This is a genomic window from Methylobacterium sp. J-090, from assembly GCF_022829345.1.
GTDB lineage: Bacteria > Pseudomonadota > Alphaproteobacteria > Rhizobiales > Beijerinckiaceae > Methylobacterium.
This window is the reverse complement of record NZ_JAKSXV010000075.1, coordinates 210,640-224,812: the sequence shown is the minus strand read 5'-3', so window position 1 is coordinate 224,812 and position 14,173 is coordinate 210,640. Positions and strand designations below refer to the sequence as shown.

Here is a 14,173-nt window from a genome sequence, read left to right as displayed (position 1 = left end):
TGCGCGAGGTCTTCGTCGGGCGCTGCATCCGCAGCACCAACTCGATCAGTTCCTTGCGGCTCAGCCGCTCAAGATCGCTTCGGCCCATCCTACAAAGGAATCAGCGAAACCCAACCCGCACAAGGGGGTGGGTAATTACGTTGCAGGAGGCTGGTAAGCCAGTATTTGCAATAACTGCCGAGGACACAAAAATTATCAATGACGGAGCGCCATACGCAGGTAACGTGTGGACGCAAGCGCAAGATAGAATGAAGGGATACAAGGATAGTCTTCAGGAGTTGTGCGATATTGCTGGAGATGTAAAATAATGATGAGTCAAAATTTTATAGCATTTATTGATGTGCTTGGATTTGCTGAAATGGTTTCGTCTGATTGCAATAATCCATCTCAAAAATTTGACGCTTTATTTAGTCTAATTGATGTAATGAAGCAGATTGTTGACATTATTGACGATGAGCCGGAGGTTGGATTTATGCAATTCTCTGACTCAATAGTATTATCTGCTCCCTTTAATCGGGAAAAATTTGGATATTTTTTATCGCTCTGTCAAAAGCTTCAAAAAATTCTTCTGCAAAAGAGAATTTTGTGTAGGGGTGGTGTCGCAGTTGGGCGGCATTACTCAAGCCAGAATTTTGTTTTCAGCGAGGGCCTTATTGAGGCGTATCGATTGGAATCAACTGCTGCACGACACCCAAGGATTGTTGTCTCCGAAAACTTGTTGGATTTAATATCATATCCCTTAAATAAACATCAAACAGAATTCTTAGTTAAAGATAGGGATGGGATTTGGTTTGTTGATTATCTCGACCATGATACTCAAAAATCTGCTTTTGAAATGTACGAATATTTTTGGAACGCTTTATCGTATAATATTTCTGCATCGTTGCGGGACAAATATCTATGGATGATTGATTATATAAAGTTCTCTTATCCTGAAAGAGATTTTGCTGTTCCGGTCTTTAAAAAATAAATACTTATCAACTGAACTATATTGAGTGCAACAAGATAAGGGGTATTCGCTCTATTCTCTGCCTCATCGACGGAGGATGCTCTATGTTGACGATCGACAGTAGAATGCGGTTGCAGCAATCAAGCGACCGTTACAGCCATCCTCTCACTTCAAGAGAGGGAACTACGCTCTATCTCGGACCAGACCGTAGCTGCACGTGGGGACAGACCGTACAGAATAGCCAGGCTTGTTTGAGGGAGCCGAACGTCCCAACAAATGAAAAATTTTGGCCGTCTCAATCCACCCGCCGCATCACCAAGCTCGCATTCGTCCCACCGAACCCGAACGAATTCGACAGCACGACATCGACGCGCTTGCGCTTGGCCTCGTGCGGCACGAGGTCGATGGCGGTGACGACGGAGGGATTGTCGAGGTTGAGGGTCGGCGGCAGGACACCGTCGCGGATGGTCAACACCGAAAAGATCGCTTCCACGGCGCCGGCGGCGCCGAGCAGGTGGCCGATGGCGGATTTGGTGGAGGACATGGCGGCGTTGGGGGCGTGGTCGCCGAGCAGGCGTTCCACGGCCTTCAGCTCCAGCTCGTCGCCCATGGGCGTCGAGGTGCCGTGGGCGTTGATGTAGTCGATGTCGGCAGGCCGGATGCCGGCGCGCTTGACCGCGGCGCTCATGCAGCGGAAGGCGCCGTCGCCGTCGGGGGCCGGCGAGGTGATGTGGTAGGCGTCACCGGTGAGGCCGTAGCCGACCACCTCGGCGTAGATCTTGGCGCCGCGCGCCTTGGCGTGCTCGTACTCCTCGAGCACGACGACGCCGGCGCCCTCGCCCATGACGAAGCCGTCGCGGTCCTTGTCGTAGGGCCGGGACGCCCGGGTCGGGTCGTCGTTGAAGCCGGTGGACAGCGCCCGGCAGGCGGCGAAGCCCGCGAGCGCCAAACGGTTCACCGGCGATTCGGCGCCGCCCGCCACCATCACGTCGGCATCGCCGAACTGGATCAGCCGGGCGGCGTCGCCGATGGCGTGCGCGCCCGTGGAGCAGGCGGTGACGACGGAGTGATTCGGGCCCTTGAGGCCGTGGGCGATGGAGACCTGGCCCGACGCCAGGTTGATGATCCGCCCGGGGATGAAGAACGGCGAGATCCGGCGCGGACCCTTGTCGTGCAGGGTCACGGACGCGTCGTAGATGCCGCCGATGCCGCCGATGCCCGACCCGATCATCACGCCGGTGGCGCACTGATCTTCGTGGGACTTCGGGTGCCAGTCGGCGTCCTCCAGCGCTTGGCCGGCGGCCGCCATGGCGTAGACGATGAACGGATCGACCTTGCGCTGCTCCTTGGCCTCCATCCAGGCGTCCGGATCGAAGGTGTCGTTGGAGCCGTCGCCGAACGGCACGGAACAGGCGATGCGGCAGGCGAGGTCGTCGACGGGGAAGGCCGTGACCACCTTGGCCGCCGACTCACCCGCGATCAACCGGCTCCAGGTGGCCTCGACCCCGCTGGCCAGCGGCGTCACCATGCCCAAACCCGTCACCACTACCCGACGCATCGCGCTATCCCGAACCGGTCCCATCGTGAAACGAACGGCGCGCGGGGTCTTGGCCGACCCCGCTCATGGCCCGTGAAGGCCACGTGGCGCCCCATCGTATCTGTTTTAAGCGGAGTTCTTCTCGAGGAACTTCACCGCGTCGCCGACCGTCTGGATGGTCTCGGCGGCGTCGTCGGGGATCTCCACGTTGAATTCCTCCTCGAACGCCATCACGAGCTCGACGGTGTCGAGGCTGTCGGCGCCGAGATCATCGATGAAGTTCGCGCCCTCGACCACCTTCTCCGGCTCGACGCCGAGGTGTTCGACAACGATCTTCTTCACGCGCTCAGCGATATCGCTCATCGGTCTTGGTCCTTAGCTCTTCAAGAGTCGTGATGGTGTCGCCGTGGCCGCCGGCCCGTGACCGGTAGGTGTGGGTCCGGGATGCGGCCGGTGTGTTCGCTCGCGCGCGTTTCGGGTGGTCCTCAGGCGGGTGGTCCTCGACCAAGTCCACGTCGTTATGGGAATCTCCGCAACACGCCGAACCGTCAACCCCCCTCGCACGGCAGGCGGGGTGTTAACACAGGGTTCCCGCCCTGGCGAGGCCCGGTTCACAAGCCGTTCATCGCCGTGGCTTTTTCCGCCCGCCCGGGGATTTTCGGGGTGTGCGGTGCAGCAAAGCTTCGGTCAGATCATCGCCATGCCGCCGTTGACGTGGAGCGTCTGGCCGGTGACGTAGCCGGCCTCGTCGGAGGCGAGGTAGAGGGCCGCCGCCGCGATCTCGGCGCCGGTGCCGAGGCGATTCATCGGCACGCGCCCCAGAATGCCCTCGCGCTGCTTGTCGTTGAGCGCGTCCGTCATCGGCGAGGTGATGAAGCCCGGCGCGATGCAGTTGACCGTGAGATTGCGGGTGGCGACCTCGGCCGCCATGGCCTTGGTCATGCCGACCAACCCGGCCTTGGCGGCGGCGTAGTTCACCTGCCCCGGATTGCCCGTGGTGCCGACCACCGAGCCGATGTTGACGATGCGCCCGTGCCGGCGCTTCATCATGCCCTTCACCGCCGCGCGCGACAGCCGGAAGGCGGCGGTGAGGTTGACGGCGATCACCGCGTCCCACTCGTCGTCCTTCATCCGCAGGACGAGGTTGTCGCGGGTGATGCCGGCATTGTTCACCAGCACGTCGAGGCCGCCCATGGCCGCCTCCGCCGCCGGCACCAGGGCCTCCACCGCCGCCTTGTCGGAGAGGTCGCAGTCCACGATGTGGAGGCGCTCCCCCCCGAGTTCGGCGACGAGGGCTTCGAGGGCCTGCCGCCGCGTGCCCGACACCGTCACGGTGGCGCCCTGCGCGTGCAGGGTCCTGGCGATGGCGCCGCCGAGCCCGCCCGTGGCGCCGGTGACGAGGGCCTTGCGGCCGGTGAGATCGAACATGGGTCGTCCTGTGCTCAGAAGGTGGGGAAGGCGGCGACATCGTCGGGGGTGCCGACGGCGCTCGCCGCGGCCCCCGCCGCGATGCGCTTGACGAGGCCGGTGAGGACGCGCCCGGTGCCGATCTCGTTGAAGCAGTCGATGCCGCCCGCCGCCATGGCGGCGACGCTCTCGCGCCAGCGCACGGTGCCGGTGACCTGGGCGACGAGGGCGTCCCGGATGGCGTCGCGGTCGGTGACCGGGGCGGCGAGCACGTTGGCGTAGACCGGCACCACGGGCGTGTGCATGGCGACCTCGGCCAGGGCGGCCCGCATGGCTTGCGCCGCCGGGGCCATGAGCCGGCAGTGGAACGGCGCCGAGACGTTGAGCATCACCGCGCGCTTGATCCCGCGCGCCTGCGCCAGGGCCACCGCCCGCTCCACCGCGGCGTGATCGCCCGACAGCACCACCTGCCCGCCGCCGTTGTCGTTGGCGACATCGCACACGGCGCCCTCGGCCGCCTCTTCCGCGATGGCGTGGGCCGCCGCGATCTCGGCGCCGATGAGGGCCGCCATGGCGCCCGCCCCCGGGGCGACGGCGGCCTGCATCGCCTCCCCGCGGATCCGCAGCAACCGCGCCGCGTCCGCGATGGAGAATGTGCCGGCGGCGGCGAGCGCCGTGTATTCGCCCAGCGAGTGGCCGGCGACGCAGGCGATGTCGCGCTTGAGGTCGAGGCCGCGCTCGGCCTCCAGCACCCGCAGGGTGGCGAGGGAGGCGGCCATCAGGGCCGGCTGGGCGTTGGCCGTGAGGGTGAGTTCCTCCACCGGCCCCTCGAACATCAGGCGCGAGAGGGTCTGGCCGAGGGCCGCGTCGACCTCCTCGAACACGGCGCGGGCCTGCGGGAAGGCCTCGGCGAGGGCCCGCCCCATGCCGACGGCCTGGCTGCCCTGGCCCGGAAAGATGAGTGCGCGCGCCATGGGTTCCCCGTCTCGGAAAGGGCGGCCCACTCGCATCGCGGGACGCGCAAGTCAATCACGCGTCGCAAAATGACACAGTTCCCCGCGGCCGGGGGCCCGCACGGAACTTGCGCTGAGCCCTCCGTCCGGCCGCCGCGATGTCCCAGGCCGTCTCGTTTCGCCACGGCGACCCAGGAGCCGCTCCGCCATGTCCCAGCCCGAAGCCCCCGATCCAGTCCCGGATGCCGCCGCGCCCCCCGTCCAGCCGATCGATCCCACCCTGTACGACGCCCTGGTGATCGGCGCCGGGATCGCCGGCCTCAGCTTCGCGGCGGCGGCGGCGCGCGAGGGACGGCGCGTTCTCCTCGTCGCCGCGCGGGACGCGCATCCGCGCGAATTCCGGGCCGAGAAGTTTTCGGGCCGGGAGATGGATCTCCTCGACGGGCTCGGACTTGGCCACGGCGCCCGCAAGGCGGCGACGGAGATCCACATCGCGGCCGAGGGCCGCTGGGGCCGGCTGATCAAGCGTATCCCGTCGCAGGAATACGCGTTCCACTACCCGGACCTGGTGGACGCCGTCCGCGTCGCCATGCCCGACTGCGCCGACCATGTGACGGGCCGGGTCACCGGCATGACGACGGGCGCCGAGGTCCAGACCCTGACCCTGGCGGACGGCCGGCGCTATGAGGGGCGGCTCCTCGTGATCGCCACCGGCCTCGGCGAGGCCCTGACCCGCTCCCTCGGCTTCGAGCGGCGCGTGGTGAGCCAGGGCAACACCCTCGTGTACGGCTTCAACACCGCCTGCAGCTACGCCCTGTTCGCGGGCGAGCAGCTGGCCTGGAGTGCCGAGGGCGCCGGCGACGGCATCGCCTACCTCACCCTGTTCCCCCTCGGCACGCAGGTCCGCGCCAACCTGTTCACCTACTGGCCCCGGGGCGGCGCCGCCGCCGAGGCCTTCCTGGCCGACCCCGCGGCCGCCCTGCAGCGGCTGATGCCGGGCCTGACCCGGACCTACGGGCCGGTCGAGGCCGTCGGCCCCGTGCAGCAACGACCCATCGACATCGTCGAGATCGCCAACCCCGTGCGCGACGGCGTCGTGGTGATCGGCGATGCGTTCTGCACCACCTGCCCCGGCTGGGGCACCGGCATCACCAAGGCCCTCTCGGACGTGACCGTGCTCGCCCGGCACCTGCCGGGCTGGCTCGCTACCCCCGGCATGGACAGCGCCAAGATCGCCGCCTTCTACGCCGATCCGGACAAGCTCGCCGTCGATCGCCGCTCCGTCGGCAAGAGCCTGCGCATGCGCCGGATGAAGATGGGCCGCGACATGGTCTCGCGCTTCCTCTCCGTGCGCAGCACGGTGTTCCGCCGCGGCGAGCAGGTCCTGAAGGATGCCGCCGCGCGCCTGCCCCACGCCCTCCCGCGCATCCGGTCGAACACCCCCGCGGCGAACCCGTGAGCGCGCCCGGCCCCGGTCGCGCCGGGGCCGGGCCTCCGCCGGTTCAGGCCTCGTTGAAGAAGTCCACCGTGCCGGTGTCGAGGCTGTAGGCGGCGCCGACGACGCGCAGCTTGCCCGCCTTCAGGGGATCGATCAGGCTCGGCTCGGAGGCGCCGCGCAGGCGGGCGACCACCCGGTCGACGTTGGCGCGCACGCAGTTCTCGACGAAGTCGCCGGGCTTTTCGCGTTGCGACAGGACGGCGGGGACGATGGGCTCGATCATCCGGCCGATGGAGCCGGGATAGACGGTGTTGTTCTTCACGACATCGATGGCGGCCTCCACGGCGCCGCAGCGGCTGTGGCCCATGACCAGCACCAGGGGCACGCCGAGTTGCGACACGGCGTACTCGATGGAGCCGAGGGCCGCCGTGTCGACGCAGTTGCCGGCGTTGCGCACGATGAAGAGTTCGCCGAGGCCCCGGCCGAACAGGATCTCGGGCGAGACGCGGGAATCCGAGCAGCTCACCAGCACCACGAACGGCGTCTGCCCGAGCGCGATCTCGATGCGGCGCTCGCGGCCCTGCACGGCGCGCACGGGGCTGTCGGTCTGATAGGCGCGGTTGCCCTGCTTCAGGGTCTCCAGGGCCTCGTCGGCGGTGAGCGTGGTCTTCTTCGTGGATGGACTCGCCGCGAAGGCGCGGCTCGGCAGGCTGGTGGCGGCAAGGCAGGCGGCACCGAGGCCGCAGCCGCAGGCGAGCAGTCCGCGTCGGCTCAACAGGGTCGTCATGGGTCTTGGGTCTCCCCCTCGCCGGTCCCGCGCGTGGCCCGATGGTCCCGCGCGCGGCCCGGTCGCGGGCGAGGATAGTCAGCGCCCGCGGCGTTGTCGCCGGGGTGATTTGCGGCGGGCGGCCGAGGGATGGGGCGGTGCCCCTCGAACGTGGCGCCGGGGCTGAGGCCCGGTCGGCTCAGGGGCCGGGGAGCCGCTTCGGGTGGGGTTCCACCCGCCCGCTTCTGGACCGAGGATGGGGCTGGCCGCCACTCTCATCCGCCTGTTTCGACCTTCCGCTGCCTCTCGCGAGATGTCGATCGAGTTCCCCTTTTCGAAACCGACACAACGCGGACGGCTCAGAGTGCCTCACGAAACTCCCGACCAGGGCCGGTTCTCGCCCCGGGCACGGCGGTGCAGCCGGAACTTTGTGAGAGACGCTTAGATGCCGGCATACCAGGCGTAGCCCTGGTCTTTCCAGTAGCCGCCCTTGCCCTCGCCGATCCGGGCGAAGCTCTCGACCACTTCGATGCGCATCACGTACTTGGCCTGCTTGTAGCCGAGGTTGCGTTCCACGCGCAGGCGCAGCGGGGCGCCGTTCGAGATCGGAAGCGCCGTGCCGTTCATGTCGTAGGCGAGGATCGTCTGCGGGTGGAACGCGTCCACGAGGTCGATGCTCTCGTAGTACCGGACCGGCGATCCGCCGCCGGCCGCGGTGTCCTCCGACGCCTGCTGACCGCCGGAATCCGTCCTGCTCTCGCCGCCGCCCGACTGCTTGGTCATGGCCGGATTGGCGTTGCCCGCGGGCGCCCCCGCGTCCGTCTCCGCGCCGTCGCCTCCCCCTTCGAGCGGATTGCCCTGGTCCATGGTGTCGGCGCAGTGGAACACCACGTAGCGCGCCTCCGGCCTCAGCCTGGCCCGGGTCAGGAGGTCGGCGAGCGGTACCCCGGTCCACTTGCCGATGGCGCTCCAGCCCTCGACGCAATCGTGCCGCGTGATCTGGGTGCGGGCGGGAAGCTTGCGGAGGTCCGCCAGGGACAGCCGGAAGGGCGCTTCCACGAGGCCGCCGACCTCCAGGTGGTACCTGGCGAACTTGGCCTTCGCCAGGGCCTTGTAGTCTTTGTCCGGCGGGTCCTCGGTGCCGTTCGGCTTGAACCACGGCGAGATGTCGGCCTCGGCATATTCCGGTGCCAGCTTTTGGTCGGTGAGGAGCAGGCGCTGGACGAAGAGGTTGGCATCCTCGCCGGTCTTGAGCGTGCGCTGGAACCATGCCGCGTTCCCGAGGCGGTCGCATCCGCCGAGCATGGCTGCTGCGGCCATGGCGGAAGCCCCGGTCAGGAGGGCGCGTCGGCTGGGTCGGCGGCTCATGCCCGGGGCTCCCCCGTGACGCCGGCGGGCTCGATCTTGCGCTCGATGACGAACCAGCCGGTGAGCATGCCGCGCATGTTGTTCCAGAAGCCCGAGAGCAGGACCAGGGCGACGTGCACGATGACGAACAGGACCAGCAGCGCCGCCACGACGAAGTGCACCGTGCGGGCCGACTGGCGCCCGTCGAACAGCGTCAGCAGGAACGGGAAGGCCGCATTCATCGCCGGCGACATCGCGAGGCCGGCCAGGACCTGCACCGGCAGGAGCACGAACAGCACGACGAGGTAGGTGAGTTTCTGAATGACGTTGTAGCGTTTGGCCTCGTCGCCCGTCGGGAAGCGCAACGTCAGGTGCTCCCACACGGAGGCGCCGAAGTGCCGGACCTGATCGCGCGACGGGATCACCCGGAACCGAAGCTGTCCGCTGACCAGCCCGTAGAGCAGGTAGGCGAGGCCGTTCAGCACGAAGGCCCAGGCGAAGAAGAAGTGCCAGGAGCGGCCGCCCGTGAGATCCTGGTCGCTCGGCAGGGTCGCCCAGGCCGGGAAGCCGCGGTCGGCCGGTTCTCCGTTGGACCCCGTCGATGAGCCGAGCCAGCCCGACGTGTCGAAGCCGTGTCCGAAGACCGTCGTCACGCCTTTGGGCGGATCGTCCTCGGTCGAGGACATTGCCATCAGGGGTGTGTCGAAGGTCGAGACGTTGCCCCAGTACAGGGCCGGGTGAGCGTTGAAGATTTGCAGGCCGCTCATGAGCAGCACAAGAAGGCAGATCGCGTTGACCCAGTGCGTGATGCGGATGACGGCGGGATGCCGGAACATCCATCGCCGACGCTCGACCTCGCCGATCTCGGGCGCGGAGCGGGTCAGGTTAGTGCGAGCCAAACAGTCTTCCTCGAAGTCGTGGCCGTCGGGGTGGAGGCCCCTGCGTCGGGACCTCCGAGAAGCGTCGAACGCTCGAGATCACATGCCGCGGTTCATCATCCGCTTCTTCATCATGCGGCGCTTCATCATGTTCTTCCGCATCATGCGCTTCTTCATCATCATCCGCTCACTGCGGTCCATGCGGACCTGGGTGACGCCGCTCTCGGACTGGAGGCCGTTGACGGCCATCGGGGCCGCCGTGGCCGAACCGGCGGCGAGGGCGATGCCGCCGAGGGCGGTCAAGGCGGTCAGCGCAAGGGTGAATTTCTTCATGTGGGATCTCCTGTGGAGGTGAATATCTTATCCAACCCACACGACAACAGTATCATTGTGTCGTTGTTCCTCAAAAATAAGGAATAAATTTTCTATACTATGATAGTTTTACAATAGGAATTCCGCGCTCACATCAAGGCTTTTGGCCTGGGCGCGATTCTATCCTCGCGTATCGTTACGGCGCTGGGCGGCGAGAAGTTTCAGGCCCCCCGGCGGGAAGCCGCCGCGTTGGTTCTCGACCTTGGTCACGCGGGCGAATCCGGGTTCCCATCCCGACGCGCGGTCGCCGGGACGGGAGCGCGCGTCGCCGCGCGGGATGCGCGTCAGCGAATGCCGCCGCTGGCGGTGATCACCTCGCCGGTCAACCAGCGGGCCGCGTCGGAGGCGAGGAACGCGACGACGCCGGCGATGTCGTCCGGTTGACCGGCCCGGCCGAGGGGCGTCTGGGCGACGAGGCCGGCCTCCATGTCCGAGCCGACCACACCGGCGGTATGGGTGCCCTCGGTGATCACGAAGCCGGGGCTGACCACGTTGACCCGGATCTTGCGGGGCGCCAGCTCGTTGGCGAGGACCCCCGAGATCGCGTTCACGGCGCCCTTCGTCCCGGCATAGGCCGCCGCGGTCGGCGTATGCACATGGGTGATCGCCGACGAGATGTTGACGACGCTGCCGCCTTCCCCGAGGTGCTTGGCCGCCGCCTGGGTCGCCAGCAGGACGCCCAGGACGTTGACGTCGAAGAGACGGCGGTAATGCGCCTCGGTGATCTCCTCAATCGCGGCGAATTCATAGATGCCGGAATTGTTGACCAGCACGTCGAGGCGGCCGAACTGCGTCACCGCCGCCTCGATCAATCCCTGCGCCTGCGCGGCGTTGGACACGTCGCCCTGAACCGCGATGGCCCTGCCCCCGGCCGCCGTGATGGCCGCGACGACGGCGTCCGCGCCCGCTTGGCTCGACGCGTAATTGACCACGACCGCCGCGCCTTCCTTCGCCAACGTCTTGGCGATCGCGGCGCCGATCCCCTTCGATGCGCCCGTCACCACGGCGACCTTGCCCTCGAGCTTCGACATGTGTGCTAACCTTCGACGCGGGCCGGCCACCGGACTGATGGCCTTACTCCCATAGTTCGGGATTTTGGAACTATGGACGCGCGGATCAAGCCCCCCATATGAAGAAATCATGAGGCCCCTGATCCACCCCGCCATCGAGGACGTCCGACCGGACGCGATCCTGCACGCGCTCTCGGACCCGAATCGGGCGGCGATCTTCGCCAACATCATGCGCGCGGGCTGCGTCGAGGCCTGTTCGGCGGTCTCCGCCCTGGGCGATCGGGTGATTCCGAAGTCGTCGTTGTCGAACCACTTCAAGGTGCTTCGCGAGGCCGGACTGATCCGCAGCGAGCGTCGGGGCGTCGAGATGCGAAACCATTCGCGCTGGACCGAGGTGGATGCACGCTTTCCCGGCCTGCTGGCGGCGATCATCACGGCCTATGCGGCGGATGTCGGGACGGCGTCCCGGGTCTCGCCGGCACCGGAGCAGCCGGGCGGCGAAGGTCCGGTTCCCGGGGCGGCCTAGACCGCCCGCGACGGCGTGCCGGGGTCGAGATCCGGCGGTCCGCCGCGTGATCGGGTGAACCGGGTGTCCCCAGCGCCCGGTCGGAGGAAGAAAGCCCTCGCGCAACGGGGTTCGGCCCCCTCGCAACGCGCCGCGACCCGCTCGTGCCAACGCATGGAATAGCAATAAAATCCTGTCTTATATTAGATAGATTACCCGTTTACACGATCGACGTTGCTTGATATCCAAGAGTCGGATGGACGGGTCCGGCTGATCCTGTCGTCGCGCCGGGGCTTCCCGTCGCCGCGATCGAGAGTCCGCCGGTTCACGGCGCGGCCCAGGTCACGGGCCGCGGGCGCGCCGGACGTCCGGGTGAAAAGCGGCTTCAGACCGCTCACGGAAATAGAAGTGCCGCCACGCGGCGGCTTACGGGAGGATGCTATGAGCTTGGCAACAAGCCTGCCATCGGACTTCACCGAGCCTCTGCTTGACGTCGACGGCGTCACACTTCAGTACAAGACGCCGCATCATCTCGTCACGGCGACCTATCGGGTCAGCTTCCAGGTCTTTCCGAGCGACCGGTTCGTCCTGCTCGGGCCGTCGGGCTGCGGAAAGTCCACGCTCCTGAAGTCGGTCGGCGGCTACATGGCCCCGACGGAGGGCCAGATCCGCCTGAAGAACCAGGTCGTCACCGAGCCCGGCCCGGACCGGATGATGGTGTTCCAGGAATTCGATCAGCTCCTGCCCTGGAAGACGGTGCGCCAGAACGTGGCCTTCGCCCTCGAGGCGTCGGGCCGCCTCGCGGGTCGCGCCGCCGACGAGCGGGCGATGCACTACATCGACAAGGTCAACCTCAGCGGCTTCGCCGACAGCTATCCGCACATGCTCTCGGGCGGCATGAAGCAGCGCGTGGCCATCGCCCGGGGCATGGCGATGGAACCCGACATCCTTCTGATGGACGAGCCCTTCGCGGCGCTCGATGCCCTGACGCGTCGGCGGATGCAGGACGAGCTCCTGGCCCTGTGGGAGGAGACCCGCTTCACGGTCCTGTTCGTCACCCACTCGATCCCCGAGGCCATCAAGATCGGCTCGCGCATCCTGCTGCTCTCGCCCCATCCCGGCGAGGTCAAGGCCGAGCTCAACACGGCCGGCTCGCCGCAGGACCTGCTCCTGCTGGAGCAACGCATCCACCAGATGCTGTTTTCCGAAGAAATCAAGGAGGCCGAGAATGTCTAGGGCAGCGAAGGCACTCGTGTCTCCCATCCTCCTGCGGCCGAGCCGTCCCGAGATCGTCCGCGAGAGCGGCGGCAGCTACGGGGGGGCCATCGTCGAGAAGCCCCTCTCGACGGTCGAACGGCTCTACAACCAGGCCTGGCTGCGCAAGCTCGTCATCCTGGCGACGCTGGCCCTGATCTGGGAGGTCTACGGGCGCCTCCTCGACAACGATCTGCTGTTTCCGACCTTCTCCGCCACGGTGACGGCCTTCGCCCACGGGGTCGCGGACGGGACGCTGCCGATGCGGGCCTGGGGCTCGATCAAGGTGCTGCTCATCGGCTACGGCCTCGGGATCGTCCTGGCGACCGTGCTCACCGGCATCGCCATCAGCTCGCGCATCGGCACCGACTTCCTCGAGACGATGACGTCGATGTTCAACCCCCTGCCGGCCATCGCCCTGCTGCCCCTGGCGCTGATCTGGTTCGGCCTCGGCAACGGCAGCCTCATCTTCGTGCTGGTCCATTCCGTGACCTGGGCCATCGCCCTGAACACGCATTCGGGCTTCCTCTCGGTCAGCCGCACCCTGAAGATGGTCGGCCGCAACTACGGCCTGCGCGGCAGCCGGCTGATCACCAAGATCCTGATCCCCGCCGCCTTCCCGAGCATCCTCACGGGCCTGAAGGTCGGCTGGGCCTTCGCCTGGCGCACCCTCATCGCGGCGGAACTCGTCTTCGGCGTCAGTTCGGGCTCGGGCGGGCTGGGATGGTTCATCTTCGAGAACAAGAACATGCTCGACATCCCCAACGTCTTCGCCGGGCTGCTGACGGTGATCATCATCGGTCTCTGCGTCGAGAACCTGATCTTCCAGACCATCGAGCGCCGCACCCTGCAGCGCTGGGGCATGCAGGCGTAAACCTGTCACCGAACCGCGGTCAGTCGAGGTCGGAGCGGTAGTGCAGCGCCGCCGTCCAGCTCTGGCGGTACTCGATCGGCGCGCCCGCCAGGGACACCGCCACCCGGCGCACGAGGAGCAGGGCCGCCCCCGGCGCGCAGCCGAGGGCGGCCGCGACGGCGGCGCTCGCGCCGTCGGTGGCGATCTCGTCCCGTGCCCGCGCTACGGTCTGGCCGCAGCGCGCCTGATACAGCACGTAGATCTCCTCCAGCATCTCGGCGCCCGGCTCCGCGTGGAGTTGCGCGAACAAATCCGCCGGCAGCGCGATGCGCTCGTAGACCATCGGGACGCCGTCCTCGCTGCGGGTGCGCAGCAGGACCAGCACCCTGGCGCCCGCCGCCAGACCGAGGCGGGCGCGGTCCTCGGCATCGGCCCGGGCCAGTCCGGCCGCGAGGACCCGGGCCACGGGACGGAACGGCCGTCCGTCGCCGTGGACGAAGCGCAGGAAGCGGAAGCGGGAGCGATCGCTCGAATGCGGCACCACCTGCGTGCCGCGCCCGTGCTGGCGCTCCAGCAGTCCCTGCCCGACGAGATCCTCCATCGCCTTGCGGATCGTCCCGATGGAGACGCCGAGATCCGTGGCGAGCTGGGGCTCGCTCGGCAGGTAGCTGCCGGGCGTCCAGGTTCCGTCCACGATCCGGCGCAGCATCAGGTCGCGCGCCTGCAGGTAGAGCGGGCGGCTCGCCAGGGGCTCGCCATGATTTGCAGAGACGAAGACGGTTCGGATGGCGCTCGGCAAGAGACAGCTCATATATATGACATATGACCGTTGACAGCGATCGCCCCGAGGCTATCGTGGCCCTCGGCACCGGACCAGAGAATTCGGGCAGACGCGGAGGAACAC

Annotated in this window: 15 protein-coding genes; 5 read left to right on the top strand and 10 right to left on the bottom strand. The window is 66.9% G+C overall.

Translation table 11 applies throughout. The features are described 5' to 3' along the window. Positions 1-307 precede the first annotated feature (307 nt). Entirely contained in the window at positions 308-970 is a 663-nt protein-coding gene (locus tag MKK49_RS12420) for a hypothetical protein (protein WP_244028765.1), read from the top strand. 274 nt (positions 971-1,244) lie between these two features. Here the strand turns inward: MKK49_RS12420 and fabF are convergent, their stop codons facing one another. The 4 genes from fabF to fabD form a co-directional block, all read right to left on the bottom strand. Next, the gene (gene fabF, locus MKK49_RS12415; protein ID WP_244028763.1) at positions 1,245-2,507 is read right to left on the bottom strand and encodes a beta-ketoacyl-ACP synthase II; all 1,263 of its coding nucleotides are present in this window, start codon (positions 2,505-2,507) and stop codon (positions 1,245-1,247) included. Between the two features lie 105 nt (positions 2,508-2,612). Then, positions 2,613-2,849: an acyl carrier protein gene (locus MKK49_RS12410; protein ID WP_018044468.1), complete on the bottom strand. Its 237-nt coding sequence runs from the start codon at positions 2,847-2,849 to the stop codon at positions 2,613-2,615. A gap of 324 nt (positions 2,850-3,173) precedes the next feature. Continuing rightward, positions 3,174-3,914, bottom strand: a complete 741-nt coding sequence (fabG, locus tag MKK49_RS12405; protein WP_244028760.1) for a 3-oxoacyl-[acyl-carrier-protein] reductase — start codon at positions 3,912-3,914, stop codon at positions 3,174-3,176. Positions 3,915-3,928: 14 nt separating this feature from the next. After that, on the bottom strand, positions 3,929-4,867 hold the full coding sequence (fabD, locus tag MKK49_RS12400; protein WP_244028758.1) for an ACP S-malonyltransferase: 939 nt from the start codon (positions 4,865-4,867) through the stop codon (positions 3,929-3,931). Between the two features lie 187 nt (positions 4,868-5,054). Between fabD and MKK49_RS12395 the strand changes: the two genes are divergently transcribed. Further along, positions 5,055-6,305, top strand: a complete 1,251-nt coding sequence (locus MKK49_RS12395; RefSeq protein ID WP_244028756.1) for an FAD-dependent oxidoreductase — start codon at positions 5,055-5,057, stop codon at positions 6,303-6,305. Positions 6,306-6,348: 43 nt separating this feature from the next. Here MKK49_RS12395 and MKK49_RS12390 read toward each other — a convergent pair whose 3' ends face one another. The 5 genes from MKK49_RS12390 to MKK49_RS12370 all read right to left on the bottom strand — a co-directional run bounded on the left by MKK49_RS12390 (position 6,349) and on the right by MKK49_RS12370 (position 10,678). Continuing rightward, positions 6,349-7,071, bottom strand: a complete 723-nt coding sequence (locus MKK49_RS12390) for a carbonic anhydrase (RefSeq protein ID WP_244028754.1) — start codon at positions 7,069-7,071, stop codon at positions 6,349-6,351. A gap of 420 nt (positions 7,072-7,491) precedes the next feature. Further along, a complete protein-coding gene (locus MKK49_RS12385) occupies positions 7,492-8,418 on the bottom strand; it encodes a molybdopterin-dependent oxidoreductase (RefSeq protein ID WP_244028751.1) in 927 nt (308 codons plus the stop codon). After that, entirely contained in the window at positions 8,415-9,296 is an 882-nt protein-coding gene (locus tag MKK49_RS12380) for a cytochrome b/b6 domain-containing protein (RefSeq protein ID WP_409565064.1), read from the bottom strand. Before MKK49_RS12380 ends, MKK49_RS12385 begins: the two co-directional genes overlap by 4 nt. 78 nt (positions 9,297-9,374) lie before the next feature. Further along, positions 9,375-9,608 carry a hypothetical protein gene (locus MKK49_RS12375; protein WP_244028749.1) on the bottom strand — a complete coding sequence of 78 codons (234 nt, stop codon included), beginning with the start codon at positions 9,606-9,608 and terminating at the stop codon, positions 9,375-9,377. Positions 9,609-9,931: 323 nt separating this feature from the next. Then, positions 9,932-10,678 carry a glucose 1-dehydrogenase gene (locus MKK49_RS12370; RefSeq protein WP_244028747.1) on the bottom strand — a complete coding sequence of 249 codons (747 nt, stop codon included), beginning with the start codon at positions 10,676-10,678 and terminating at the stop codon, positions 9,932-9,934. A 109-nt stretch (positions 10,679-10,787) separates the two neighbouring features. Here MKK49_RS12370 and MKK49_RS12365 point away from each other — a divergent pair, with 109 nt between their 5' ends. The 3 genes from MKK49_RS12365 (at position 10,788) to MKK49_RS12355 (ending at position 13,290) form a co-directional block, all read left to right on the top strand. Further along, positions 10,788-11,183, top strand: coding sequence for an ArsR/SmtB family transcription factor (locus MKK49_RS12365; protein WP_244028745.1), 396 nt, complete (start codon positions 10,788-10,790; stop codon positions 11,181-11,183). Between the two features lie 420 nt (positions 11,184-11,603). Further along, complete coding sequence (locus MKK49_RS12360; RefSeq protein WP_244028743.1) at positions 11,604-12,398, top strand: ABC transporter ATP-binding protein; 795 nt, start codon at positions 11,604-11,606, stop codon at positions 12,396-12,398. Continuing rightward, positions 12,391-13,290: an ABC transporter permease gene (locus MKK49_RS12355; protein ID WP_244028741.1), complete on the top strand. Its 900-nt coding sequence runs from the start codon at positions 12,391-12,393 to the stop codon at positions 13,288-13,290. The genes MKK49_RS12360 and MKK49_RS12355 overlap by 8 nt, the downstream gene beginning before the upstream one ends. Positions 13,291-13,309: 19 nt before the next feature. Here MKK49_RS12355 and MKK49_RS12350 read toward each other — a convergent pair whose 3' ends face one another. Further along, the gene (locus tag MKK49_RS12350) at positions 13,310-14,080 is read right to left on the bottom strand and encodes a GntR family transcriptional regulator (protein WP_244028740.1); all 771 of its coding nucleotides are present in this window, start codon (positions 14,078-14,080) and stop codon (positions 13,310-13,312) included. Between the last annotated feature and the right edge of the window lie 93 nt (positions 14,081-14,173).

Excerpts from the sequence above, each read along its gene's own strand:
- fabG (WP_244028760.1), bottom strand. The coding sequence starts at position 3,914 with ATGTTCGATCTCACCGGCCGCAAGGCCCTCGTCACCGGCGCCACGGGC.
- fabD (WP_244028758.1), bottom strand. The coding sequence starts at position 4,867 with ATGGCGCGCGCACTCATCTTTCCGGGCCAGGGCAGCCAGGCCGTCGGC.
- fabF (WP_244028763.1), bottom strand. The coding sequence starts at position 2,507 with ATGCGTCGGGTAGTGGTGACGGGTTTGGGCATGGTGACGCCGCTGGCC.
- MKK49_RS12390 (WP_244028754.1), bottom strand. The coding sequence starts at position 7,071 with ATGACGACCCTGTTGAGCCGACGCGGACTGCTCGCCTGCGGCTGCGGC.
- MKK49_RS12370 (WP_244028747.1), bottom strand. The coding sequence starts at position 10,678 with ATGTCGAAGCTCGAGGGCAAGGTCGCCGTGGTGACGGGCGCATCGAAG.
- MKK49_RS12395 (WP_244028756.1), top strand. The coding sequence starts at position 5,055 with ATGTCCCAGCCCGAAGCCCCCGATCCAGTCCCGGATGCCGCCGCGCCC.
- MKK49_RS12385 (WP_244028751.1), bottom strand. The coding sequence starts at position 8,418 with ATGAGCCGCCGACCCAGCCGACGCGCCCTCCTGACCGGGGCTTCCGCC.
- MKK49_RS12365 (WP_244028745.1), top strand. The coding sequence starts at position 10,788 with ATGAGGCCCCTGATCCACCCCGCCATCGAGGACGTCCGACCGGACGCG.
- MKK49_RS12355 (WP_244028741.1), top strand. The coding sequence starts at position 12,391 with ATGTCTAGGGCAGCGAAGGCACTCGTGTCTCCCATCCTCCTGCGGCCG.
- MKK49_RS12375 (WP_244028749.1), bottom strand. The coding sequence starts at position 9,608 with ATGAAGAAATTCACCCTTGCGCTGACCGCCTTGACCGCCCTCGGCGGC.
- MKK49_RS12360 (WP_244028743.1), top strand. The coding sequence starts at position 11,604 with ATGAGCTTGGCAACAAGCCTGCCATCGGACTTCACCGAGCCTCTGCTT.
- MKK49_RS12410 (WP_018044468.1), bottom strand. The coding sequence starts at position 2,849 with ATGAGCGATATCGCTGAGCGCGTGAAGAAGATCGTTGTCGAACACCTC.
- MKK49_RS12350 (WP_244028740.1), bottom strand. The coding sequence starts at position 14,080 with ATGAGCTGTCTCTTGCCGAGCGCCATCCGAACCGTCTTCGTCTCTGCA.
- MKK49_RS12420 (WP_244028765.1), top strand. The coding sequence starts at position 308 with ATGATGAGTCAAAATTTTATAGCATTTATTGATGTGCTTGGATTTGCT.